Origin of the sequence: Pseudomonas sp. R9.37 (assembly GCF_963878885.1) — a bacterium.
Classification (GTDB): domain Bacteria; phylum Pseudomonadota; class Gammaproteobacteria; order Pseudomonadales; family Pseudomonadaceae; genus Aquipseudomonas.
Genome location: NZ_CAWNZA010000008.1, coordinates 14,930 through 38,680, shown reverse-complemented (window position 1 = coordinate 38,680; position 23,751 = coordinate 14,930). Strand labels below are relative to the sequence as shown.

At 55.0% G+C, this 23,751-nt stretch carries 35 protein-coding genes; 1 reads left to right on the top strand and 34 read right to left on the bottom strand.

The window, feature by feature from the left end:
• The first annotated feature begins 165 nt into the window (after window positions 1–165).
• Entirely contained in the window at window positions 166–3,000 is a 2,835-nt protein-coding gene (uvrA, locus tag AACU78_RS05735) for an excinuclease ABC subunit UvrA (RefSeq protein ID WP_106580268.1), read from the top strand.
• 65 nt (window positions 3,001–3,065) lie between these two features.
• Here the strand turns inward: uvrA and bfr are convergent, their stop codons facing one another.
• The 34 genes from bfr to rpsL all read right to left on the bottom strand — a co-directional run bounded on the left by bfr (window position 3,066) and on the right by rpsL (window position 23,554).
• Window positions 3,066–3,530, bottom strand: a complete 465-nt coding sequence (bfr, locus tag AACU78_RS05730) for a bacterioferritin (RefSeq protein WP_015886133.1) — start codon at window positions 3,528–3,530, stop codon at window positions 3,066–3,068.
• Between the two features lie 155 nt (window positions 3,531–3,685).
• Window positions 3,686–5,134 carry a catalase gene (locus AACU78_RS05725; RefSeq protein ID WP_106580216.1) on the bottom strand — a complete coding sequence of 483 codons (1,449 nt, stop codon included), beginning with the start codon at window positions 5,132–5,134 and terminating at the stop codon, window positions 3,686–3,688.
• Window positions 5,135–5,374: 240 nt separating this feature from the next.
• On the bottom strand, window positions 5,375–5,761 hold the full coding sequence (gene rplQ / locus AACU78_RS05720; RefSeq protein ID WP_003176402.1) for a 50S ribosomal protein L17: 387 nt from the start codon (window positions 5,759–5,761) through the stop codon (window positions 5,375–5,377).
• Window positions 5,762–5,802: 41 nt separating this feature from the next.
• Window positions 5,803–6,804, bottom strand: a complete 1,002-nt coding sequence (locus tag AACU78_RS05715; RefSeq protein WP_003176403.1) for a DNA-directed RNA polymerase subunit alpha — start codon at window positions 6,802–6,804, stop codon at window positions 5,803–5,805.
• Window positions 6,805–6,826: 22 nt separating this feature from the next.
• Window positions 6,827–7,447 carry a 30S ribosomal protein S4 gene (gene rpsD / locus AACU78_RS05710; protein WP_003210056.1) on the bottom strand — a complete coding sequence of 207 codons (621 nt, stop codon included), beginning with the start codon at window positions 7,445–7,447 and terminating at the stop codon, window positions 6,827–6,829.
• Window positions 7,448–7,465: 18 nt separating this feature from the next.
• Window positions 7,466–7,855, bottom strand: a complete 390-nt coding sequence (gene rpsK / locus AACU78_RS05705) for a 30S ribosomal protein S11 (RefSeq protein WP_002555466.1) — start codon at window positions 7,853–7,855, stop codon at window positions 7,466–7,468.
• Between the two features lie 30 nt (window positions 7,856–7,885).
• Window positions 7,886–8,242, bottom strand: coding sequence for a 30S ribosomal protein S13 (rpsM, locus tag AACU78_RS05700; protein WP_003210063.1), 357 nt, complete (start codon window positions 8,240–8,242; stop codon window positions 7,886–7,888).
• Between the two features lie 129 nt (window positions 8,243–8,371).
• Entirely contained in the window at window positions 8,372–8,488 is a 117-nt protein-coding gene (gene rpmJ, locus AACU78_RS05695; RefSeq protein ID WP_002555468.1) for a 50S ribosomal protein L36, read from the bottom strand.
• A gap of 27 nt (window positions 8,489–8,515) precedes the next feature.
• Window positions 8,516–9,844, bottom strand: coding sequence for a preprotein translocase subunit SecY (secY, locus tag AACU78_RS05690; RefSeq protein WP_016969470.1), 1,329 nt, complete (start codon window positions 9,842–9,844; stop codon window positions 8,516–8,518).
• On the bottom strand, window positions 9,845–10,282 hold the full coding sequence (gene rplO, locus AACU78_RS05685; protein ID WP_003176407.1) for a 50S ribosomal protein L15: 438 nt from the start codon (window positions 10,280–10,282) through the stop codon (window positions 9,845–9,847).
• A gap of 3 nt (window positions 10,283–10,285) precedes the next feature.
• Window positions 10,286–10,462 (bottom strand): 50S ribosomal protein L30, encoded by a 177-nt coding sequence (rpmD, locus tag AACU78_RS05680; RefSeq protein WP_003176408.1) that lies wholly within the window; start codon window positions 10,460–10,462, stop codon window positions 10,286–10,288.
• A 2-nt stretch (window positions 10,463–10,464) separates the two neighbouring features.
• A complete protein-coding gene (rpsE, locus tag AACU78_RS05675) occupies window positions 10,465–10,965 on the bottom strand; it encodes a 30S ribosomal protein S5 (RefSeq protein ID WP_003176409.1) in 501 nt (166 codons plus the stop codon).
• A gap of 3 nt (window positions 10,966–10,968) precedes the next feature.
• Window positions 10,969–11,319 (bottom strand): 50S ribosomal protein L18, encoded by a 351-nt coding sequence (gene rplR / locus AACU78_RS05670; RefSeq protein WP_017135964.1) that lies wholly within the window; start codon window positions 11,317–11,319, stop codon window positions 10,969–10,971.
• A 10-nt stretch (window positions 11,320–11,329) separates the two neighbouring features.
• Complete coding sequence (rplF, locus tag AACU78_RS05665; protein WP_003176412.1) at window positions 11,330–11,863, bottom strand: 50S ribosomal protein L6; 534 nt, start codon at window positions 11,861–11,863, stop codon at window positions 11,330–11,332.
• A gap of 12 nt (window positions 11,864–11,875) precedes the next feature.
• On the bottom strand, window positions 11,876–12,268 hold the full coding sequence (gene rpsH, locus AACU78_RS05660; RefSeq protein ID WP_010566853.1) for a 30S ribosomal protein S8: 393 nt from the start codon (window positions 12,266–12,268) through the stop codon (window positions 11,876–11,878).
• 208 nt (window positions 12,269–12,476) lie between these two features.
• Entirely contained in the window at window positions 12,477–12,782 is a 306-nt protein-coding gene (gene rpsN, locus AACU78_RS05655; protein ID WP_003176414.1) for a 30S ribosomal protein S14, read from the bottom strand.
• 13 nt (window positions 12,783–12,795) lie between these two features.
• Window positions 12,796–13,335 (bottom strand): 50S ribosomal protein L5, encoded by a 540-nt coding sequence (gene rplE / locus AACU78_RS05650; RefSeq protein WP_003176415.1) that lies wholly within the window; start codon window positions 13,333–13,335, stop codon window positions 12,796–12,798.
• 20 nt (window positions 13,336–13,355) lie between these two features.
• Complete coding sequence (gene rplX, locus AACU78_RS05645) at window positions 13,356–13,670, bottom strand: 50S ribosomal protein L24 (protein ID WP_003176416.1); 315 nt, start codon at window positions 13,668–13,670, stop codon at window positions 13,356–13,358.
• 11 nt (window positions 13,671–13,681) lie between these two features.
• Window positions 13,682–14,050, bottom strand: coding sequence for a 50S ribosomal protein L14 (rplN, locus tag AACU78_RS05640; RefSeq protein WP_002555479.1), 369 nt, complete (start codon window positions 14,048–14,050; stop codon window positions 13,682–13,684).
• A 23-nt stretch (window positions 14,051–14,073) separates the two neighbouring features.
• Complete coding sequence (gene rpsQ / locus AACU78_RS05635; protein ID WP_003176419.1) at window positions 14,074–14,340, bottom strand: 30S ribosomal protein S17; 267 nt, start codon at window positions 14,338–14,340, stop codon at window positions 14,074–14,076.
• Between the two features lie 2 nt (window positions 14,341–14,342).
• Window positions 14,343–14,534: a 50S ribosomal protein L29 gene (gene rpmC / locus AACU78_RS05630; RefSeq protein ID WP_002555481.1), complete on the bottom strand. Its 192-nt coding sequence runs from the start codon at window positions 14,532–14,534 to the stop codon at window positions 14,343–14,345.
• Window positions 14,534–14,947 carry a 50S ribosomal protein L16 gene (rplP, locus tag AACU78_RS05625; RefSeq protein ID WP_003232424.1) on the bottom strand — a complete coding sequence of 138 codons (414 nt, stop codon included), beginning with the start codon at window positions 14,945–14,947 and terminating at the stop codon, window positions 14,534–14,536. The genes rpmC and rplP overlap by 1 nt, the downstream gene beginning before the upstream one ends.
• A 12-nt stretch (window positions 14,948–14,959) precedes the next feature.
• Complete coding sequence (rpsC, locus tag AACU78_RS05620) at window positions 14,960–15,646, bottom strand: 30S ribosomal protein S3 (protein WP_003176422.1); 687 nt, start codon at window positions 15,644–15,646, stop codon at window positions 14,960–14,962.
• 13 nt (window positions 15,647–15,659) lie between these two features.
• Window positions 15,660–15,992 (bottom strand): 50S ribosomal protein L22, encoded by a 333-nt coding sequence (gene rplV, locus AACU78_RS05615; protein ID WP_003103908.1) that lies wholly within the window; start codon window positions 15,990–15,992, stop codon window positions 15,660–15,662.
• A gap of 11 nt (window positions 15,993–16,003) precedes the next feature.
• Window positions 16,004–16,279, bottom strand: coding sequence for a 30S ribosomal protein S19 (gene rpsS / locus AACU78_RS05610; RefSeq protein ID WP_002555486.1), 276 nt, complete (start codon window positions 16,277–16,279; stop codon window positions 16,004–16,006).
• A 16-nt stretch (window positions 16,280–16,295) separates the two neighbouring features.
• A complete protein-coding gene (rplB, locus tag AACU78_RS05605) occupies window positions 16,296–17,120 on the bottom strand; it encodes a 50S ribosomal protein L2 (RefSeq protein ID WP_003210080.1) in 825 nt (274 codons plus the stop codon).
• A gap of 14 nt (window positions 17,121–17,134) precedes the next feature.
• Window positions 17,135–17,434 carry a 50S ribosomal protein L23 gene (rplW, locus tag AACU78_RS05600; protein ID WP_002555488.1) on the bottom strand — a complete coding sequence of 100 codons (300 nt, stop codon included), beginning with the start codon at window positions 17,432–17,434 and terminating at the stop codon, window positions 17,135–17,137.
• On the bottom strand, window positions 17,431–18,033 hold the full coding sequence (gene rplD / locus AACU78_RS05595; RefSeq protein WP_017135963.1) for a 50S ribosomal protein L4: 603 nt from the start codon (window positions 18,031–18,033) through the stop codon (window positions 17,431–17,433). Before rplD ends, rplW begins: the two co-directional genes overlap by 4 nt.
• Window positions 18,034–18,045: 12 nt before the next feature.
• A complete protein-coding gene (rplC, locus tag AACU78_RS05590; protein WP_003194649.1) occupies window positions 18,046–18,681 on the bottom strand; it encodes a 50S ribosomal protein L3 in 636 nt (211 codons plus the stop codon).
• An 81-nt stretch (window positions 18,682–18,762) separates the two neighbouring features.
• Window positions 18,763–19,074 (bottom strand): 30S ribosomal protein S10, encoded by a 312-nt coding sequence (gene rpsJ / locus AACU78_RS05585; RefSeq protein WP_003186070.1) that lies wholly within the window; start codon window positions 19,072–19,074, stop codon window positions 18,763–18,765.
• 159 nt (window positions 19,075–19,233) lie between these two features.
• Window positions 19,234–20,427, bottom strand: a complete 1,194-nt coding sequence (gene tuf / locus AACU78_RS05580; protein ID WP_003176426.1) for an elongation factor Tu — start codon at window positions 20,425–20,427, stop codon at window positions 19,234–19,236.
• A 30-nt stretch (window positions 20,428–20,457) separates the two neighbouring features.
• Complete coding sequence (fusA, locus tag AACU78_RS05575) at window positions 20,458–22,563, bottom strand: elongation factor G (protein WP_106580215.1); 2,106 nt, start codon at window positions 22,561–22,563, stop codon at window positions 20,458–20,460.
• A 30-nt stretch (window positions 22,564–22,593) separates the two neighbouring features.
• Window positions 22,594–23,064, bottom strand: a complete 471-nt coding sequence (gene rpsG / locus AACU78_RS05570; protein ID WP_002555493.1) for a 30S ribosomal protein S7 — start codon at window positions 23,062–23,064, stop codon at window positions 22,594–22,596.
• Between the two features lie 118 nt (window positions 23,065–23,182).
• The gene (gene rpsL, locus AACU78_RS05565) at window positions 23,183–23,554 is read right to left on the bottom strand and encodes a 30S ribosomal protein S12 (protein WP_002555494.1); all 372 of its coding nucleotides are present in this window, start codon (window positions 23,552–23,554) and stop codon (window positions 23,183–23,185) included.
• Window positions 23,555–23,751 lie beyond the last annotated feature (197 nt).

The window sequence follows — 23,751 nt, the reverse complement described above, 5'->3', positions numbered from 1 at the left end:
GTGAACCGGCGGCGATTCTACCAGTCCCATCGATTGAGAGGGTATATGCGGCGCTTTGCCGCGCAGCTTTCATGTAAGGCTGCAACCGGCACTTTGACAGTGTATATTCATCCAGTCTTTAGCCGTATACTCCTGCATTATTTACGCCCGCCGTGCGAGGCCATCTTGGACAAGATCCTGATTCGTGGGGCTAGAACCCACAACCTGAAGAACATCGACCTGACCCTGCCCCGGGACAAACTGATCGTCATCACCGGCCTGTCCGGCTCCGGCAAATCGTCCCTGGCGTTCGACACGCTGTATGCCGAAGGTCAGCGCCGCTACGTGGAATCGCTGTCGGCCTATGCCCGGCAATTCCTGTCGATGATGGAAAAGCCTGACGTCGACACCATTGAAGGCCTGTCGCCGGCAATTTCCATCGAGCAGAAGTCGACCTCCCATAACCCGCGCTCTACCGTGGGCACCATCACCGAAATCTACGACTACCTGCGTCTGCTGTATGCGCGTGTGGGTATTCCGCGCTGCCCGGACCACGATATTCCCCTGGAAGCCCAGACCGTCAGCCAGATGGTCGACCTGGTGCTGGCCCAGCCGGAAGGCGCCAAGCTGATGTTGCTGGCGCCGGTGATTCGCGAGCGCAAAGGCGAACACCTTTCGGTCTTCGAAGAGCTGCGTGCGCAAGGTTTTGTGCGCGCGCGCATCAACGGCAAGCTGTATGAGCTGGATGAAGCGCCGAAGCTCGACAAGCAGAAGAAGCATTCCATTGATGTGGTGGTCGACCGCTTCAAAGTGCGCGCCGACTTGCAGCAGCGCCTGGCCGAATCGTTCGAGACCGCGCTGAAGCTGGCGGATGGTATTGCGCTGGTCGCGCCGATGGACGACGAACCGGGTGAAGAGGTTATCTTCTCCGCGCGCTTTGCCTGCCCGATCTGCGGCCATGCCATCAGCGAGCTGGAACCCAAGCTGTTTTCCTTCAACAACCCGGCCGGCGCGTGCCCGACCTGCGATGGCCTGGGCGTTAAACAGTTCTTCGACATCAAGCGCCTAGTCAACGGTGAGCTGACTTTGGCGGAGGGCGCGATTCGCGGCTGGGACAGGCGCAACGTCTACTACTTCCAGATGCTGGGGTCATTGGCCTCGCACTATAAATTCAGCCTGGAAGTGCCGTTCAACCAGCTGCCGGCCGAGCAGCAGAAGGTCATCCTGCACGGCAGCGGCTCGCAGAATGTCGACTTCAAGTACCTGAACGACCGTGGCGATATCGTCAAACGCTCGCACCCATTCGAAGGCATCGTGCCGAACCTGGAGCGTCGTTACCGCGAGACTGAGTCGGCGAGCGTGCGTGAAGAGCTGGCCAAGTTCCTCAGCACTCAGCCTTGCCCGGATTGCCGCGGCACGCGTCTGCGTCGCGAGGCGCGGCATGTGTGGGTGGGCGAGAAGACACTGCCGGCCGTGACCAACCTGCCGATTGGCGATGCCTGTGAATATTTTGGTCTACTCAAGCTGACCGGCCGCCGTGGGGAAATTGCGGACAAGATCCTCAAGGAAATCCGTGAGCGCCTGCAGTTCCTGGTTAACGTTGGCCTGGACTACCTGTCGCTGGATCGCAGTGCAGATACGTTGTCTGGCGGTGAAGCTCAGCGGATTCGCTTGGCCAGCCAGATTGGTGCTGGCCTGGTGGGCGTGTTGTACATCCTCGATGAACCGTCGATTGGCTTGCACCAACGGGACAATGACCGCCTGCTGGGAACCCTGAAGCACCTGCGGGATATCGGCAACACCGTGATCGTGGTCGAGCACGATGAAGATGCGATTCGCCTGGCGGACTACGTGGTCGACATCGGCCCGGGTGCGGGTGTGCACGGTGGCCATATTGTTGCCGAGGGCACGCCTGCCGAGGTGATGGCCCACCCGGACTCTTTGACCGGCAAGTACCTGTCTGGCCGCGTGAAGATTGAAGTACCGGCCAAACGTACGCCACGCAACAAGAAAATGGCGCTGCACCTGAAGGGCGCACGCGGTAACAACTTGCGCAACGTCGACCTGGAAATTCCGTTGGGTCTTTTGACCTGCGTGACCGGTGTATCCGGCTCGGGCAAGTCGACACTGATCAACAACACGCTGTTCCCGCTGAGTGCCACCGCCTTGAACGGCGCGACCACGCTGGAAGCAGCCGCGCACGACAGCATCAAGGGCCTGGAGCATCTGGACAAAGTCGTCGACATCGACCAAAGCCCGATCGGCCGTACACCACGCTCCAACCCGGCGACCTATACCGGCTTGTTCACCCCAATCCGCGAGCTGTTTGCTGGCGTACCGGAATCCCGCTCGCGGGGTTATGGGCCGGGCCGGTTCTCGTTCAACGTCAAGGGCGGGCGCTGCGAAGCGTGCCAGGGCGATGGCTTGATCAAGGTAGAGATGCACTTTCTGCCGGACATCTACGTGCCGTGTGACGTGTGCAAGAGCAAGCGTTATAACCGCGAAACCCTGGAGATCAAGTACAAGGGCAAAAGCATCCACGAAACCCTGGAGATGACCATCGAGGAAGCTCGGGTGTTCTTCGACGCGGTTCCAGCGTTGGCGCGCAAGCTGCAAACGTTGATGGATGTGGGCCTGTCGTACATCAAGCTGGGTCAATCGGCGACTACCTTGTCCGGCGGCGAGGCGCAGCGGGTGAAGCTGTCTCGTGAGCTGTCCAAGCGCGATACTGGCAAGACTCTGTATATCCTCGATGAGCCGACCACGGGTCTGCACTTCGCCGATATCCAGCAATTGCTGGACGTACTGCACCGCTTGCGTGACCACGGCAACACAGTGGTGGTTATCGAACACAACCTGGATGTGATCAAGACTGCCGACTGGCTGGTGGACCTGGGGCCGGAAGGCGGCTCCAAGGGCGGCCAGATCATTGCGGTGGGCACACCGGAGCAGGTTTCCGAGATGCCGCAGTCACATACCGGTTATTACTTGAAGCCGATGCTGGCACGCGATAAAGCCTGATTTTTCGGGCGCATTAAAAAGCCCCTGTCACTTTGCGGTGACAGGGGCTTTTTTGTAGCCGGGAATCAGAACTGCGATTGCAGGTAATTCTCCAGGCCAACCAGCTTGATCAGGCCCAACTGCTTTTCCAGCCAGTAGGTGTGATCTTCTTCGGTGTCGTTAAGCTGCACACGGAGAATTTCGCGGGTCACGTAGTCGTTGTGCTGCTCACAGAGCTCGATGCCCTTGCAGAGTGCGGCTCGCACCTTGTACTCAAGGCGAAGATCGGCTGCGAGCATGTCAGGCACCGTGGTACCCACATCCAGGTCGTCGGGGCGCATACGTGGCGTGCCTTCGAGCATCAGGATGCGGCGCATCAGCGCGTCAGCGTGCTGTGCTTCTTCTTCCATCTCGTGGTTGATACGCTCGTAGAGCTCGGTAAAACCCCAGTCTTCGTACATGCGCGAATGGATGAAATATTGGTCACGAGCTGCCAGTTCGCCCGTCAGCAACGTGTTGAGGTAATCGATTACGTCGGGGTGACCTTGCATCGCCCTACATCTCCCTGCTTGAAAGTCTGTAGTTTGAACCATGATGACCCGAAGGTCACGGGACCAACGGCAGAAAAGTGAAGATTTCCGGAGAAAAGTAGCTGAAATAGCGCAAAAACCGCCCAAATGAGGGCGGTTCTGCTTATCGTTTAGACTTAACTAAGCGTTACACCCAATGCCTTTGCGATTGCGTCTCCATAAGCCGGGTCAGCTTTGAAGAAGTGCTGCAGCTGGCGCTGCACCACATCGCTGGTGACGCCGGCCATTGCACCGGCAATGTTGCTGACCAGCAGGGCTTTCTGACTATCGTCCATCAAGCGAAACAGTGCGCCGGCATGGCTGTAGTAGTCAGTGTCCTCACGGTGATCGTAGCGATCAGCGGCACCGCTCAATGCCAAGGCGGGTTCTGCATACTGTGGCGCTTGTTTGGGCGCATCAGCGTAGCTGTTTGGCTCATAGTTAGGCGCTGCGCCACCATTGCTGCCGAAGGCCATCGAACCATCACGCTGGTAGCTGTTTACCGGGTTGCGTGGGGCGTTCACCGGCAATTGCTGGTGATTGGTGCCCACGCGGTAGCGGTGAGCATCGGCGTAAGCGAATACACGGCCTTGCAGCATGCGGTCTGGCGACAGGCCCACACCCGGCACCATGTTGCTTGGGCCAAACGCGGCCTGCTCTACTTCAGCAAAGTAGTTCTGCGGGTTACGGTTGAGCTCCAACTCGCCGACTTCGATAAGGGGAAACTCTTTCTGCGACCAGGTTTTAGTCACATCGAAGGGGTTCTCGTAGTGAGCGTTAGCTTGGGCTTCAGTCATGATCTGAATGCAGACACGCCATTTCGGGAAGTCACCGCGCTCAATCGCACCGAACAAATCACGCTGTGCGTAATCAGGGTCTGTACCGGCCAGGCGCGCGGCTTCAGCTGGCGCCAGGTTCTTGATCCCTTGCTTGGTCTTGTAGTGCCACTTAACCCAGTGACGCTCACCACGAGCATTGATCAGGCTATAAGTGTGACTGCCGAAGCCGTGCATGTGACGGTAGCCGTCAGGAATGCCGCGATCCGAGAAGAGGATGGTGACTTGGTGCAACGCTTCTGGAGAGTGCGACCAGAAATCCCACATCATCTGCGCACTTTTCAAATTGCTTTGCGGCAAGCGTTTTTGGGTGTGGATAAAGTCTGGGAATTTCAGCGGGTCACGGATGAAGAATACGGGCGTGTTGTTGCCCACGATGTCCCAGTTACCTTCTTCGGTGTAGAACTTCAGGGCGAAACCACGGGGGTCGCGCTCAGTGTCGGCCGAACCGCGCTCGCCGCCGACAGTGGAGAACCGCAGGAAGGTCGGTGTTTGTTTTCCGACGGACTCGAACAGCTTCGCACTGGTGTACTGAGTGATGTCTTGAGTAACGGTGAAGATACCGTAAGCACCCGAGCCTTTGGCGTGCACGCGGCGCTCAGGAATGTTTTCACGGTTGAAGTGTGCAAGCTTCTCGATCAGGTGGAAATCGTCGAGCAACAAAGGACCGCGCGGGCCGGCGGTACGGGAATTCTGGTTATCGGCAACGGGCGCACCGCTGGCGGTAGTAAGGACTTTACTCATGCTCAATCTTCCTCAGGTCAGACTCGGAACTGCCGGCTAATCGGCTTGGAGGAAGTATTGACTATCAAGATGACACCATCAAATGCATTAAATCATGGTCTTTGATAGAGAATAACTAATAAGCCAGCCGCGCAAATGGCGATGGCTTGATAGCAGCGCGGGCTGCGACTAGGAAATACAAGCAGGTTTTTAGACGCACACAAAAAACCGGGCACTAGGCCCGGTTCTTCGTTGCAGACTGTCGTCTTACTCGGCGGATACAGCTTCGCCGGCAGTAGCACGATCAACCAACTCGACGTACGCCATAGGCGCGTTGTCGCCAGCGCGGAAACCGCACTTGAGGATGCGCAGGTAGCCACCCTCACGGGTAGCGTAACGCTTGCCCAGGTCGTTGAAGAGCTTACCAACGATAGCTTTCGAACGAGTACGGTCGAAAGCCAGACGGCGGTTAGCCAGGCTGTCTGTCTTGGCCAAAGTGATCAGCGGCTCAGCAACGCGACGCAGTTCTTTAGCTTTCGGCAGTGTAGTTTTGATCAGCTCGTGCTCGAACAGCGACACCGCCATGTTTTGGAACATGGCCTTGCGGTGCGAGCTGGTACGGCTCAGGTGACGACCACTTTTACGATGACGCATGGTTCATTCCTTACCAAACTCACGTTCGGTGATTACGACGATCAGGCAGTCGCCTTGTCGTCCTTCTTAAGACTTGCAGGCGGCCAGTTGTCGAGGCGCATGCCGAGGGACAGACCGCGGGAGGCCAGAACGTCCTTGATTTCAGTCAAGGATTTCTTGCCCAGGTTCGGAGTCTTCAACAGTTCTACTTCGGTACGCTGAATCAGGTCACCGATGTAGTAAATGTTTTCCGCCTTAAGGCAGTTAGCCGAACGTACAGTCAGTTCCAGATCGTCAACCGGGCGAAGCAGGATCGGATCGATCTCGTCTTCCTGCTCGATTACCACTGGTTCGCTGTCACCTTTGAGGTCGACGAACGCAGCCAACTGCTGTTGCAGAATGGTTGCAGCGCGGCGGATAGCCTCTTCAGGATCCAGAGTACCGTTGGTTTCCAGATCAATAACCAGCTTGTCCAGGTTAGTACGCTGCTCGACACGGGCGTTTTCCACCACGTATGCGATGCGGCGAACCGGGCTGAACGAAGAGTCAAGCTGCAAGCGACCAATGCTGCGGCTTTCATCTTCATCGCTCTGACGCGAGTCGGCCGGTTCATAACCACGACCACGAGCTACGGTGAGCTTCATGTTCAGGGCGCCGTTAGACGCCAGGTTAGCGATTACGTGATCGGGATTAACGATCTCGACATCATGATCCAGCTGAATATCGGCAGCGGTAACCACCCCCGAACCCTTCTTCGACAAGGTCAGCGTAACTTCGTCACGGCCGTGCAGCTTGATAGCCAGACCTTTAAGGTTCAACAGGATTTCAATTACGTCTTCCTGTACACCTTCGATGGCGCTGTACTCGTGGAGCACACCGTCAATCTCGGCCTCGACTACTGCACAGCCGGGCATTGAGGACAACAGGATGCGGCGCAGCGCGTTGCCCAGGGTGTGGCCAAAACCACGCTCGAGAGGCTCGAGAGTGATCTTGGCGCGGGTTGGACTGACAACCTGCACATCAATGTGGCGGGGTGTCAGGAACTCATTTACCGAAATCTGCATGGATGCACCTATTTTCTAGCCCTTACTTGGAGTAGAGCTCGACAATCAGGCTTTCGTTGATGTCGGCGGACAGATCACTGCGAGCAGGAACGTTCTTGAAAACGCCCGACTTCTTCTCAGTGTCTACTTCTACCCATTCTACGCGGCCACGTTGGGCACACAGATCGAGAGCTTGGACAATGCGAAGTTGGTTTTTTGCTTTCTCGCGAATCGCGACCACGTCACCAGCACGAACCTGGTAGGACGGAACGTTAACGGTTTGGCCGTTTACGCTGACGGATTTGTGCGATACCAGCTGACGGGATTCGGCACGAGTCGAACCAAAGCCCATACGGTATACAACGTTGTCCAGACGGCATTCGAGCAGTTGCAGCAGGTTTTCACCGGTTGCACCTTTCTTGCCAGCAGCTTCTTTGTAGTAGCCGCTGAACTGACGCTCGAGAACGCCGTAAATACGACGGACCTTCTGCTTTTCACGCAGTTGGGTGCCGTAATCGGACTGGCGACCGCGGCGTTGGCCGTGGATACCAGGTGCTGCTTCAATGTTGCACTTCGATTCGATCGCGCGCACGCCGCTCTTCAAGAAGAGATCGGTGCCTTCGCGACGAGCGAGTTTGCATTTTGGACCAATGTAACGAGCCATTCTTTACAATCTCCTGGATTACACGCGGCGCTTCTTCGGCGGACGGCACCCGTTGTGCGGGATTGGCGTCACGTCGGTGATGCTGGCGATCTTATAGCCACAGCCGTTCAAAGCACGGACAGCAGACTCACGACCTGGACCTGGACCTTTGACGTTGACGTCGAGGTTTTTCAGGCCGTATTCCAGCGCAGCTTGACCAGCACGTTCAGCAGCTACTTGAGCAGCAAACGGGGTGGACTTGCGGGAACCGCGGAAACCCGAACCACCAGAGGTAGCCCAAGACAGCGCGTTACCTTGACGGTCGGTGATGGTCACGATGGTGTTGTTAAAAGATGCATGGATGTGGGCGATGCCATCAACCACTGTCTTTTTAACTTTTTTACGAGGACGAGCAGCAGGTTTTGCCATGATAATTTTCCTGTCGATTCGCGTGGGCGATTACTTGCGGATCGGCTTACGCGGACCTTTACGGGTACGCGCGTTAGTCTTGGTACGCTGACCGCGTACTGGAAGACCACGACGATGACGCAGACCACGGTAGCAACCGAGGTCCATCAAACGCTTGATTTTCATGTTGATTTCGCGACGCAGGTCACCTTCAGTGGTGAACTTCGCCACTTCGCCACGCAACAGCTCAATCTGCTCGTCGCTCAGATCTTTGATCTTTGCGGCTGGGTTTACCCCAGTGTCTGCGCAAATTTTCTGCGCAGTAGTGCGACCAACACCATAGATGTAGGTCAGCGAGATAACAGTGTGCTTGTTATCTGGAATGTTAACGCCTGCAATACGGGCCATTCAGTGGGACTCCAATTGACAGCTACCTACGCCCCGGAAGCCAAGAAATAGGGCGCGAGATAATATCGCTGTAATAACAAATAATCAACCCGGCAGCGCACTAGCTGCCGGGCTTCAAGCGGATCACACTCAGCCTTGGCGCTGTTTGTGACGCGGTTCCGCGCTGCAAATTACTCGAACAACACCTTCGCGGCGAATAATCTTGCAGTTACGGCACAGCTTTTTCACCGATGCACGAACTTTCATCACCAACTCCTCGAACCTTATGGGTACTCAGCGCAACATGCCGCTGCCGTAACCCTTCAGGTTGGCTTTCTTCATCAGGGATTCGTACTGGTGCGAAACGAGGTGCGATTGTACTTGGGACATGAAGTCCATCACAACCACGACCACGATCAGCAACGAGGTCCCGCCAAGGTAGAACGGAACGTTTGCTGCAACCACCAGGAACTGGGGCAACAAGCACACGGCCGTCATATATAGAGCACCGAACAGGGTCAAACGAGTCAGAACGCCATCAATGTAGCGTGCAGACTGCTCACCTGGACGGATACCCGGAATAAAGGCACCGGACTTCTTCAGGTTTTCCGCTACGTCTTTCGGATTGAACATCAACGCCGTATAGAAGAAGCAGAAGAAAATAATCCCTGCACTAAACAGCAGAATATTCAACGGCTGACCAGGAGCGATCGACTGAGAGAGGTCCTGCAGCCAGCCCATGTTTTCAGACTGACCAAACCAGGTACCCAACGAAGCCGGAAACAGCAAAATGCTGCTCGCGAAAATTGCCGGAATAACACCGGCCATATTCACTTTCAGCGGCAAGTGGCTGGTCTGCGCAGCGAAGACCTTACGGCCCTGCTGACGCTTGGCGTAGTGAACAGCAATACGACGCTGACCACGCTCAATGAACACCACAAAACCGATAATCGCTACTGCCAGCAAACCGATAGCAACCAAGGCGAAGATATTGATATCACCCTGACGTGCAGACTCGAAAGACTGCCCTATTGCTCTCGGAAGACCGGCGACGATACCTGCGAAAATCAACATCGAGATACCGTTACCAACACCACGCTCAGTAATCTGCTCACCCAGCCACATCATGAACATCGCACCAGCCACAAACGTGGATACCGCGACGAAATAGAAGCCAAAGTCACCAGTGAACGCAACGCCCTGCCCCGCCAAGCCAACGGACATGCCGATAGCTTGAACCAGGGCGAGGACGACAGTGCCGTAGCGGGTGTACTGGCTAATCTTGCGACGGCCAGCCTCACCTTCCTTCTTCAACTGCTCCAATTGCGGGCTGACGGCGGTCATCAGTTGCATGATGATCGATGCCGAAATGTACGGCATGATCCCCAGTGCAAAGATGCTCATCCGTTCCAGCGCGCCGCCGGAAAACATGTTGAACAAGCTAAGAATGGTCCCCTCATTCTGTCGAAACAGGTCTGCGAGTCGGTCCGGGTTGATACCTGGAACCGGGATGTGTGCGCCTATTCGGTAGACGATAATCGCCAGGAACAGAAAACGCAGACGAGCCCAGAGTTCAGACATACCGCCTTTGCCGAGCGCTGAGAGAGCACCTTGCTTAGCCATTTATTCCTCGAACTTGCCGCCAGCTGCTTCGATAGCCGAACGCGCACCTTTGGTGGCGCCGATTCCCTTACCGATAGTGACAGCGCGAGTCACTTCACCGGACAGCATGATTTTCACACGCTGTACGTTGACGTTGATCACGTTGGCATCTTTCAGGGTCTGCACAGTAACGATGTCGCCTTCCACTTTAGCCAGCTCGGACAGACGCACTTCTGCGCGGTCCATGGCTTTCAGGGATACGAAACCGAACTTAGGCAGGCGACGATGCAGCGGCTGTTGACCGCCTTCAAAGCCTGGAGCGATGGTGCCACCGGAACGGGAGGTTTGACCTTTGTGGCCACGGCCACCAGTCTTACCCAAACCGCTACCGATACCACGGCCCGGACGATGCTTTTCGCGACGGGAACCCGGCGCTGGACTCAGATCATTGAGTTTCATCGATTAACCCTCTACACGCAGCATGTAGTAAGCCTTGTTGATCATCCCGCGATTCTCGGGAGTATCCTGGACTTCTACAGTGTGACCGATGCGACGCAGACCCAAACCTTTAACACACAGTTTGTGGTTAGGGATGCGGCCGGTCATGCTTTTGATCAGCGTTACTTTAACGGTAGCCATGATCAGAAGATCTCCTTGACAGTCAAGCCGCGCTTGGCAGCAATGGACTCAGGAGATTGCATAGCTTTCAAACCTTTGAAAGTGGCGTGAACCACGTTTACCGGGTTAGTCGAGCCGTAGCACTTGGCCAGAACGTTCTGAACACCAGCAACTTCGAGGACAGCACGCATAGCGCCGCCAGCGATGATACCGGTACCTTCAGAAGCAGGCTGCATGTACACCTTCGAAGCGCCGTGAGCGGACTTCATTGCGTACTGCAGCGTGGTGCCGTTCAGATCAACTTGGATCATGTTGCGACGAGCAGCTTCCATTGCCTTCTGGATCGCAGCAGGCACTTCACGTGACTTGCCACGGCCGAAGCCAACGCGCCCTTTACCATCACCCACCACGGTCAACGCGGTGAAAGTGAAGATACGGCCGCCTTTAACGGTTTTGGCTACGCGGTTAACTTGAACCAGCTTCTCAATGTAGCCTTCGTCGCGCTTTTGGTCGTTATTTGACATAACTTAGAACTCCAGCCCAGCTTCACGAGCAGCATCAGCCAGCGCTTTCACGCGACCGTGGTACTTGAAGCCAGAGCGGTCGAAAGCCACTTGCGAGACGCCCACGGCCTTAGCACGCGTAGCGACCAGCTGGCCAACCTTTGTGGCCGCGTCGATGTTGCCGGTGGCACCATCACGCAGTTCTTTATCCAAAGTCGAGGCGCTTGCCAGGACTTTGTTGCCGTCGGCCGAGATGACCTGGGCGTAGATGTGCTGCGACGAGCGGTACACGCAGAGACGCACGACTTCGAGTTCGTGCATTTTCAGGCGTGCTTTGCGAGCGCGACGCAGTCGAGTAACTTTTTTGTCGGTCATTTGCTATGCCCTACTTCTTCTTGGCTTCTTTACGACGGACGACTTCGTCCGCGTAGCGCACACCTTTGCCTTTGTACGGCTCTGGTGGACGGAAGTCGCGGATCTCAGCGGCCACCTGACCTACCAGCTGCTTATCGATGCCCTTGATCAGGATATCGGTCTGGCTAGGGGTCTCAGCGGTGATGCCTTCCGGCAGTTCGTAATCCACTGGGTGCGAGAAGCCAAGGGCCAGGTTCAAAACCGTGCCTTTTGCTTGCGCTTTGTAACCAACACCGACCAGCTGGAGCTTACGCTCGAAGCCTTGGCTTACGCCTTGGACCATGTTGTTTACCAACGCACGCGTGGTACCGGCCATTGCGCGAGTTTGTTGATCGCCATTGCGAGCAGCGAAACGCAGCTCACCAGCTTCCTCAACGATCTCAACGGACGAATGGATGTTCAGTTCAAGAGTGCCCTTGGCACCCTTCACCGAAAGCTGTTGGCCTGCGAATTTGACTTCGACACCGGCTGGCAGCTTAACGGGGTTCTTAGCGACGCGAGACATGCTTATCCCCCCTTAGAACACAGTGCAAAGAACTTCGCCGCCGACACCGGCAGCGCGCGCAGCACGATCCGTCATCACACCTTTGTTGGTGGAGACGATAGACACGCCCAGACCGCCACGAACTTTCGGCAGATCTTCAGCGGACTTGTACTGACGCAGGCCTGGACGGCTAACGCGCTTCACTTCCTCGATGACCGAACGGCCTTCGAAGTACTTCAGCTCGATGGACAGCAGTGGTTTTGTTTCGCTGCTGATCTGATAACCCGCAATGTAGCCTTCGTCTTTCAGGACTTTGGCAACAGCCACCTTCAACTTGGAAGATGGCATGCTTACGACGGACTTTTCAGCCATCTGGGCATTACGGATACGAGTTAGCATGTCCGCTAACGGGTCCTGCATACTCATGGGCTAGACGCTCCTAATACAAAAAAATTAGCCTTGCGGCTACATATGTCGCCGAGAATCTCCGGGCATAAAAAACACGGGCTCAGGCGAGCCGCGTATTTTAGACATACTCCAGAAATGAAACAAGCCCCAAAAGGGGCTTGATCCAGATTCAAGGCCACCGGCGGTCAGTATCTTGCGATTCTGCACACCGGGACGTTGAAAGTACTTACCAGCTGGCTTTAACCAGACCTGGTACGTCACCACGCATTGCCGCTTCACGCAGTTTGTTACGGCCGAGGCCGAACTTGCGGTAAACGCCGTGTGGACGACCGGTCAGGCGGCAGCGGTTACGCATGCGCGAAGCGCTTGCGTCACGTGGCTGCTTCTGCAGAGCAACTGTAGCTTCCCAACGTGCTTCTGGACTTGCGTTCAGATCAACGATGATTGCTTTCAGTGCTGCACGCTTCTTGGCGTACTTGGCAACCGTGAGCTGACGCTTCAGCTCGCGGTTTTTCATGCTCATCTTGGCCATGGTCCTACTCCAATCAGTTGCGGAACGGGAATTTGAAAGCACGCAACAGGGCGCGACCTTCATCATCGTTCTTGGCAGTGGTGGTCAGGGTGATGTCCAGACCGCGGAGAGCATCGATCTTGTCGTAGTCGATTTCCGGGAAGATGATCTGCTCTTTCACGCCCATGCTGTAGTTACCACGACCATCGAAGGACTTGGCATTCAGGCCGCGGAAGTCGCGAACCCGAGGCAGGGAGATCGACAGCAGACGATCCAGGAATTCGTACATACGCTCACGGCGCAGAGTCACTTTGACGCCGATCGGCCAACCTTCACGGACTTTAAAGCCAGCGATGGATTTCCGAGCGTAAGTCACAACGACTTTTTGACCGGTGATCTTTTCCAGGTCAGCAACAGCGTGCTCGATGACTTTCTTGTCACCGACCGCCTCGCCCAGACCCATGTTCAGGGTGATTTTGGTAACGCGTGGAACTTCCATCACGTTCGAAAGCTTAAGTTCTTCCTTAAGCTTAGGTGCGATTTCTTTCCAGTAAATCTCTTTTAGTCGTGCCATGGTCTTCTACCTAGCAGTGTTCAAGCATCAACCGCTTTTTGGGTCGACTTGAAGACACGAATTTTCTTGCCGTCTTCTACTTTGAAACCAACGCGATCAGCCTTGTTGGTTTCGCCGTTGAAAATGGCGACGTTAGAAGCGTCCAGTGGAGCTTCTTTTTCGACGATACCGCCTTGTACGCCCGACATCGGGTTAGGCTTGGTATGACGCTTAACCAGGTTCAGACCACCGATAACCAGACGGTTATTAGCGAGAACCTTAAGCACCTTACCGCGCTTACCTTTGTCTTTGCCGGCGATCACGATGATCTCGTCGTCACGACGAATCTTTTGCATGTCGGATCTCCTTACAGCACTTCTGGGGCGAGCGAGACGATCTTCATGAACTTCTCAGTACGAAGTTCACGGGTCACTGGCCCAAAGATACGGGTGCCGATCGGCTCTTGCTTGTTGTTCAGAAGAACAGCAGCGTTGCCATCAAAGCGGATAATGGAGCCATCAGCACGGCGTACGCCGTGACGAGTGCGGACTACAACAGCAGTCATCACTTGGCCTTTTTTCACTTTACCGCGAGGAATTGCTTCCTTCACGGTAACTTTGATGATGTCACCGATACCAGCGTAACGACGATGGGAGCCACCCAGCACCTTGATGCACATAACACGGCGAGCGCCGCTGTTATCGGCCACATCGAGCATGGATTGAGTCTGAATCATATAATTTCTCCGACCCCTAGTCCTTAGACTTCCACAGCGCGTTCGAGAACATCAACCAGTGCCCAAGACTTGGTCTTGGCCAGCGGACGAGTTTCACGAATAGTGACTTTGTCGCCGATGTGGCACTGATTGGTTTCGTCGTGCGCGTGCAGCTTAGTCGAACGCTTAACATATTTACCGTAGATCGGGTGCTTAACGCGACGCTCGATCAAAACGGTGATGGTTTTGTCCATCTTGTCGCTGACAACACGGCCAGTCAGCGTACGGACAGTCTTTTCGGCTTCAGCCATGATCACTTACCTGCCTGCTGGTTGAGCACAGTCTTCACGCGAGCAATGTCACGCTTAACTTGCGAGAGCAGATGAGACTGCCCCAACTGGCCAGTTGCTTTCTGCATACGCAGATTGAACTGGTCGCGCAGCAGGCCGAGCAGTTGCTCGTTCAGCTGCTGTGCGGATTTTTCACGAAGTTCATTCGCTTTCATCACATCACCGTCCGTTTAACAAAGGCGGTGGCGAGCGGCAGCTTTGCAGCAGCCAGGGCAAAAGCCTCACGCGCCAGCTCTTCAGTTACACCCTCGATTTCATACAGGACTTTGCCTGGCTGAATCTGGGCTACCCAGTATTCCACGTTACCCTTACCTTTACCCATCCGAACCTCGAGAGGTTTTTTGGAGATCGGCTTGTCCGGGAATACACGGATCCAGATCTTGCCGCCACGTTTTACGTGACGGGTCAGAGCACGACGCGCTGACTCGATCTGACGAGCGGTGAGACGACCACGAGCTACAGACTTCAGCGCGAACTCGCCGAAGCTGACTTTGCTACCGCGCTGTGCCAGACCACGGTTGTGGCCTGTCATCTGCTTGCGGAACTTCGTACGCTTAGGTTGCAACATTTGGCGTACCCCTTACTTAGCAGCTTTTTTACGAGGCGCTGGTGCTTGTGGTTTCAGTTCTTCTTGGCGACCACCAATTACTTCGCCTTTGAAGATCCAAACCTTTACACCGATCACACCGTAAGTGGTGTGAGCTTCGTAGTTGGCATAGTCGATGTCGGCACGCAGGGTGTGCAGTGGCACACGACCTTCGCGATACCATTCAGTACGTGCGATTTCAGCACCGCCGAGACGACCGCTCACTTGGATTTTGATGCCTTTGGCACCAATGCGCATGGCGTTCTGCACGGCGCGCTTCATAGCGCGACGGAACATTACGCGACGCTCCAGCTGCTGAGCTACGCTCTGCGCAACCAGCATACCGTCGAGCTCCGGCTTGCGGATCTCTTCGATATTGATGTGCACAGGCACACCCATTTGCTTGGTCAGGTCCTGACGCAGTTTCTCAACATCTTCACCTTTCTTCCCGATAACGATACCTGGACGAGCGGTGTGGATGGTGATACGTGCAGTTTGTGCCGGACGATGGATATCGATACGGCTTACGGACGCGCTTTTTAGTTTGTCTTGGAGATACTCACGCACCTTCAGATCAGCGAACAAATAGTCCGCATAAGTCCGACCGTCTGCGTACCAGACGGAGGTGTGCTCCTTGACGATTCCCAGGCGAATGCCAATGGGATGTACTTTCTGACCCATCTCTTCGACTCCGTTACTTGTCAGCAACCTTGACAGTGATATGGCAAGACCGCTTGACGATGCGATCAGCACGGCCTTTGGCACGTGGCATGATGCGCTTCAGCGAACGCCCTTCGTTGACGAAAACGGTGCTGACCTTCAGGTCATCAACGTCCGCGCCTTCGTTATGCTCGGCGTTGGCTACGGCCGACTCCAGCACTTTCTTCATGATCTCGGCGGCTTTCTTACTGCTGAAAGCCAACAGGTTGAGCGCTTCGCCCACCTTCTTCCCGCGGATCTGGTCGGCGACCAAGCGGGCTTTCTGGGCGGAGATTCGAGCGCCCGACAACTTAGCGGCTACTTCCATTTCCTTACCCCTTAACGCTTGGCTTTCTTGTCTGCCACGTGCCCACGATAAGTGCGGGTACCGGCAAACTCGCCTAGTTTGTGGCCGACCATGTCTTCGTTAACGAGAACTGGGACGTGTTGACGACCGTTGTGTACTGCGATGGTCAAACCGACCATTTGTGGCAGGATCATCGAACGACGCGACCAGGTTTTAACTGGTTTGCGATCGTTCTTTTCCGCCGCCACTTCGATCTTCTTCAGTAGGTGAAGATCAATAAAAGGACCTTTTTTCAGAGAACGTGGCACTGTCGTATCCCTCTATTTACTTGCGACGACGGACGATCATTTTGTCGGTACGCTTATTACCACGAGTCTTCGCGCCCTTAGTCGGGAAGCCCCATGGCGATACCGGATGACGACCACCAGAGGTACGACCTTCACCACCACCGTGTGGGTGGTCAACCGGGTTCATGGCAACACCACGAACGGTTGGGCGAACGCCACGCCAGCGTTTGGCACCAGCTTTACCCAGCGAACGCAGGCTGTGCTCGGAGTTCGAGACTTCACCCAGCGTCGCGCGGCATTCAGCCAGCACTTTACGCATCTCACCAGAACGCAGACGCAGGGTCACGTAGACACCTTCACGAGCGATCAGCTGAGCCGAAGCACCAGCGGAACGAGCGATTTGCGCGCCTTTACCTGGCTTCAATTCGATGCCGTGTACGGTGCTACCAACTGGAATGTTGCGCAGTTGCAGAGCGTTGCCCGGCTTGATCGGTGCCAGAGCACCTGCGATCAGCTGGTCGCCAGCGCTCACGCCTTTAGGGGCGATGATGTAGCGACGCTCGCCATCTGCGTACAGCAGCAGAGCGATGTGAGCAGTACGGTTTGGATCGTATTCGATACGCTCGACAGTGGCAGCGATGCCATCTTTGTCGTTGCGACGGAAGTCGACCAGACGATAATGCTGCTTATGGCCACCACCGATGTGACGAGTGGTAATACGACCATTGTTGTTACGACCACCAGTCTTCGATTTCTTCTCGAGCAGCGGTGCGTGAGGAGCGCCTTTATGCAGCTCCTGGTTGACCACCTTGACCACAAAACGGCGGCCAGGGGAAGTCGGTTTGCATTTAACGATTGCCATGATGCACCCCTTCCTTACTCAGCACTGCTGCTGAAATCGAGATCTTGGCCTGGCTGAAGGGAGATAACTGCCTTCTTCCAGTCATTACGCTTGCCCAGACCGCGAGCAGTGCGCTTGCTCTTACCCAGAACATTCAGGGTAGTAACACGCTCAACTTTCACGCTGAACAGGCTTTCGACGGCCTTCTTGATTTCCAGCTTGGTTGCGTCAGTTGCAACCTTGAAAACGAACTGGCCTTTCTTGTCAGCCAGAACCGTAGCCTTTTCGGAAACGTGCGGGCCAAGCAGAACTTTAAATACGCGTTCCTGGTTCATCCCAGCAGCTCCTCGAATTTCTTCACGGCCGACACAGTGATCAACACCTTGTCGTATGCGATCAGACTAACTGGATCGGAACCTTGCACGTCACGTACATCAACGTGAGGCAGGTTACGAGCAGCCAGGTACAGGTTCTGATCAACAGCTTCGGACACGATCAAAACGTCGGTCAGGCTCATGTTGTTCAGTTTGCCCAGCAGATCTTTGGTTTTTGGACTTTCAACAGCGAAGTCCTGAACCACGACCAGACGATCAGTACGCACGAGTTCAGCAAGGATGGAGCGCAGTGCTGCGCGATACATCTTCTTGTTGAGCTTCTGAGTGTGATCCTGAGGACGAGCTGCGAAAGTGGTACCGCCGCCACGCCAGATTGGGCTACGGATAGTACCGGCACGAGCACGGCCAGTACCTTTCTGACGCCAAGGGCGCTTACCGCCACCACGTACGTCGGAACGGGTCTTTTGCTGCTTGCTACCTTGACGGCCGCCGGCCATGTAGGCCACGACTGCTTGGTGAACCAGCGTCTCGTTGAATTCGCCGCCAAATGTCAGTTCGGAAACTTCGATCGCTTGAGCGTCATTTACATTTAATTGCATGTCAGCTTCCCCTTAACCGCGAGCCTTGGCCGCTGGACGTACAACCAGGTTGCCGCCAGTAGCGCCAGGAACAGCACCCTTGACCAACAACAGATTGCGTTCAGCGTCGACGCGCACTACTTCGAGGGACTGCACGGTCACGCGCTCAGCGCCCATATGACCGGACATTTTTTTGCCCTTGAATACACGACCAGGAGTCTGGCACTGGCCAATAGAGCCCGGGACGCGGTGGGAAACGGAGTTACCGTGAGTGTTGTCTTGACCACGGAAATTCCAACGCTTGATCGTACCCTGGAAGCCTTTACCTTTGGACTGACCGGTTACATCAACCAGTTGACCAGCAGCGAAGATTTCAGCGTTGATCAGATCGCCAGCCTGGTAGTCGCCGTCTTCGAGACGGAACTCCATAACAGTGCGACCAGCTGCAACGTTTGCTTTAGCGAAGTGACCTGCTTGAGCAGCAGTCACGCGCGAAGCACGACGCTCGCCGACAGTGACTTGCACTGCACGATAGCCATCGGTTTCTTCAGTTTTGAACTGGGTGACGCGATTCGGTTCGATCTCAATGACCGTGACCGGAATGGAGACACCTTCTTCGGTGAAAATACGGGTCATACCGCATTTACGACCGACTACACCAATAGTCATGTTGTAAACCTCATGAGTGTACGGGGCTTTCACCCGCTATGGCCGCCCATTTCAGAGCGTTACACGACTAAGACCCAAGTCTTAGCCGAGGCTGATCTGTACTTCCACACCGGCCGCCAGATCGAGCTTCATAAGTGCATCAACGGTTTTATCCGTTGGCTGGACGATGTCCAGTACGCGCTTATGAGTACGGATCTCGTACTGGTCACGCGCGTCTTTGTTGACGTGCGGGGAGACCAGAACGGTGAACCGCTCTTTACGGGTAGGCAGTGGAATTGGACCACGCACTTGAGCACCAGTACGTTTCGCGGTTTCCACGATTTCCTGGGTGGATTGGTCGATCAGGCGATGGTCAAAAGCCTTCAACCTGATACGGATTTGCTGATTTTGCATTGGATTTCAGACTCCGGCTGCTATTCCCAGCGAGCGCAATACGCCCGTTAAAAGGAGGCGCAATTCTATAGACGGCCCAGATAGGTGTCAACCCAATAAAAAAGGCCCCCGCTGAGCGGGGGCCTCTTCAAAACATCAAGGCTATCTCGGAAGAGATAATTACTCGATGATTTTAGCTACAACGCCAGCACCAACGGTACGGCCGCCTTCACGGATAGCGAAGCGCAGACCGTCTTCCATTGCGATGGTTTTGATCAGGGTAACAACCATTTTGATGTTGTCGCCTGGCATAACCATTTCAACGCCTTCCGGCAGTTCGCAGTTACCAGTCACGTCAGTAGTACGGAAGTAGAACTGTGGACGGTAGCCTTTGAAGAACGGAGTGTGACGACCGCCTTCTTCTTTGCTCAGCACGTACACTTCAGCTTCGAACTTGGTGTGCGGCTTAACCGAACCTGGCTTAACCAGAACCTGGCCACGCTCAACGTCGTCACGCTTGGTACCACGCAGCAGAACGCCGCAGTTCTCGCCAGCACGACCTTCGTCGAGCAGCTTACGGAACATTTCAACACCGGTGCAGGTGGTGACGGTAGTGTCACGCAGACCAACGATTTCCAGTGGATCTTGAACCTTAACGATACCGCGCTCGATACGACCAGTTACAACAGTACCGCGACCGGAGATCGAGAATACGTCTTCGATTGGCATCAGGAACGGCTTGTCGATAACACGAACTGGGTCTGGGATGTAGCTGTCCAGAGTTTCAACCAGTTTACGAACGGACGTGGTGCCCATTTCGTTATCGTCTTTGCCTTCCAGAGCCATACGAGCAGAACCGATGATGATCGGAGTGTCGTCGCCTGGGAAGTCGTAAGTGCTCAGCAGATCGCGCACTTCCATCTCAACCAGTTCCAGCAGCTCAGCGTCGTCTACCAGGTCAGCCTTGTTCAGGTAAACCACGATGTACGGAACACCTACCTGACGGGACAGCAGGATGTGCTCACGGGTTTGCGGCATCGGACCATCAGCGGCCGAGCAAACCAGGATTGCGCCGTCCATCTGGGCAGCACCGGTGATCATGTTCTTCACATAGTCAGCGTGACCTGGGCAGTCAACGTGAGCGTAGTGACGGATCAACGAGTTGTATTCAACGTGCGCGGTGTTGATGGTGATACCACGAGCTTTCTCTTCTGGTGCGCTGTCGATTTTATCGAAATCAACGATTGCGGAACCGAATACTTCGGAGCAAACGCGAGTCAGAGCAGCAGTCAGAGTGGTTTTACCGTGGTCAACGTGACCGATGGTGCCAACGTTGACGTGCGGTAGGGAACGATCAAATTTTTCTTTAGCCACGACAATTAACTCCTTGCCTAAAGGACTGAATCAGCCTTGTTTTTTGGATACAGTTTCAGCGATGTGCGCCGGAGCTGTGTTGTATTTTTTGAATTCCATAGAGTAGCTTGCGCGACCCTGAGACATGGAGCGAACGTCGGTCGCATAACCGAACATCTCACCCAACGGAACCTCGGCGCGAATCACTTTGCCGGAAACCGTGTCTTCCATACCCAAGATCATGCCGCGACGACGGTTAAGGTCGCCCATGACATCACCCATATAGTCTTCAGGTGTAACAACTTCTACCGCCATGATTGGCTCAAGCAACTCACCACCGCCCTTCTGGGCCAGTTGCTTGGTTGCCATGGAAGCAGCCACCTTAAACGCCATCTCGTTGGAGTCGACGTCGTGGTAAGAACCGTCAAAAACGGTTGCTTTCAGGCCGATCAGCGGATAGCCGGCAACAACACCGTTCTTCATCTGCTCTTCGATACCCTTCTGGATAGCCGGGATGTATTCCTTAGGAACAACACCACCAACTACTTCGTTCACGAATTGCAGACCTTCCTGACCTTCGTCAGCAGGAGCAAAACGGATCCAGCAGTGACCGAACTGACCACGACCGCCGGACTGACGAACGAACTTGCCTTCGATTTCACAGTTCTTCGTGATGCGCTCACGATAGGAAACCTGAGGCTTACCGATGTTGGCTTCGACGTTGAACTCACGGCGCATCCGGTCAACCAGGATGTCCAGGTGCAGCTCGCCCATGCCGGAGATGATCGTTTGACCAGTCTCTTCATCAGTCTTGACGCGGAAAGATGGATCTTCCTGAGCAAGTTTGCCCAGAGCGATACCCATTTTTTCCTGGTCATCCTTGGTCTTAGGCTCTACGGCAACCGAAATAACCGGCTCCGGGAAGTCCATGCGAACCAGGATGATTGGCTTAGCAGCGTCGCACAAAGTCTCACCCGTGGTGACGTCCTTCATGCCGATCAGGGCCGCGATGTCACCAGCGCGTACTTCCTTGATCTCTTCACGGGCGTTTGCGTGCATTTGCACCATACGACCCACGCGCTCTTTCTTACCTTTAACCGAGTTGATCACGCCGTCGCCGGATGCCAACACGCCCGAGTAAACGCGGACGAAGGTCAAGGTACCCACGAATGGGTCGGTAGCGATCTTGAACGCCAGGGCCGAGAACGGCTCGCTGTCGTCTGCATGACGCTCCATTTCTTCTTCCTCGTTATCAGGGTTGGTACCCTTGATAGCAGGAATGTCGGTTGGAGCAGGCAGGTAGTCGATCACAGCATCGAGAACCAGGGGAACACCCTTGTTCTTGAACGAGGAACCGCAAACAGCCAGGACGATTTCACCAGCGATAGTACGCTGACGCAGAGCGGCCTTGATTTCCGCGTTGGTGAGTTCTTCACCTTCGAGGTACTTGTTCATCAGCTCTTCGCTGGCTTCGGCAGCAGCCTCAACCATGTTGTTGCGCCACTCGTCAGCCAGTTCCTGCAGTTCTGCAGGGATAGGCTTACGAACAGGAACCATACCTTTGTCGGAATCATTCCAGTAAACAGCTTCCATGTTGATCAGATCGATCTGACCTTGGAAGTTGTCTTCGGAACCGATAGCCAATTGGATTGGCACCGGAGTATGACCCAGACGCTGCTTGATCTGACCGATCACGCGCAGGAAGTTAGCGCCAGCACGGTCCATCTTGTTTACGTAAACAAGACGTGGAACGCCGTATTTGTTGGCTTGACGCCATACGGTTTCCGACTGAGGCTCAACACCCGAGGTACCGCAGAACACAACGACAGCGCCGTCGAGTACACGCAGGGAACGTTCAACTTCAATGGTGAAGTCTACGTGGCCTGGGGTATCGATTACGTTGAAGCGGTGCTCGTCTTTGTACTGCTTCTCGGAACCTTTCCAGAAGGCGGTAATAGCAGCAGAAGTAATGGTAATACCACGCTCCTGCTCCTGAACCATCCAGTCTGTGGTCGCGGCGCCGTCATGCACCTCGCCCATTTTGTGACTTTTGCCGGTGTAAAACAGTACGCGCTCGGTGGTGGTGGTTTTACCAGCATCCACGTGAGCAACGATACCGATGTTACGGTAGCGGCTAATCGGAGTAGTACGAGCCATAAAGCCCTCGCAAAATTAGTGAAGCTAAGATTAGAAGCGGTAGTGCGAGAAAGCTTTGTTAGCTTCAGCCATACGGTGCACGTCTTCACGCTTCTTAACAGCAGCACCTTTACCTTCAGCAGCGTCCAACAGTTCGCCAGCCAAACGCAGAGCCATAGACTTCTCGCCGCGCTTACGGGCGAAGTCTACCAACCAGCGCATTGCCAGAGCGTTACGACGGGACGGACGAACTTCGACCGGAACCTGGTAAGTAGCACCGCCTACACGGCGCGACTTCACTTCGACCAGCGGAGCGATGGCGTCGAGAGCTTTCTCGAAGATTTCCAGGGGGTCGCTGTTCTTGCGTTCTTTAACCTTTTCCAGCGCGCCATAAACGATACGCTCGGCAACGGCTTTCTTGCCGCTTTCCATCACGTGGTTCATGAACTTGGCCAGAATTTGGCTTCCGTATTTTGGATCGTCAAGCACTTCGCGCTTGGCTGCTACGCGTCTTCTTGGCATGGATAAGCCCTCAAACGGTCTTCAGGTTCGCTCGGAATCAGTGCCCTTTCGGGACGCCTCCGACCTTACTCTTATCGACTCAGAAAATAAGATGATTCAGTTTTACAAAAAGCCGCTACTACTTAGGCTTCTTGGTACCGTACTTCGAACGACCCTGGTTACGACCTTTAACGCCGGAAGTATCCAAGGAGCCGCGTACGGTGTGGTAACGAACACCTGGCAAGTCTTTTACACGACCGCCGCGGATCAGTACCACGCTGTGCTCTTGCAGGTTGTGGCCTTCACCGCCGATGTACGAGGAAACCTCGAAACCGTTGGTCAGGCGCACACGGCATACTTTACGCAGTGCCGAGTTAGGTTTTTTCGGCGTAGTGGTATACACGCGAGTGCATACGCCACGACGTTGCGGGCAGTTCTGCAGCGCAGGTACGTCGGATTTCTCGACGATACGCTTACGCGGCTGACGTACCAGCTGGTTGATAGTTGCCATCTACTAGCTCCACTGTTGTCTTGCGACGCTATTGTCTTGCAAGAAAAGCAAAATGGCAGGAACGAATTCCCGCCAAATTTAGGGGTACAAGAGTCTAAAGAGGATCTTGCCCCCAGTCAAGGCAAGGCCCCGACCTCCCCTCTCATCGAACCGGGGCAAAATTGCCTCGATCCGACGAATGGGGGCTGCCAGGGCCC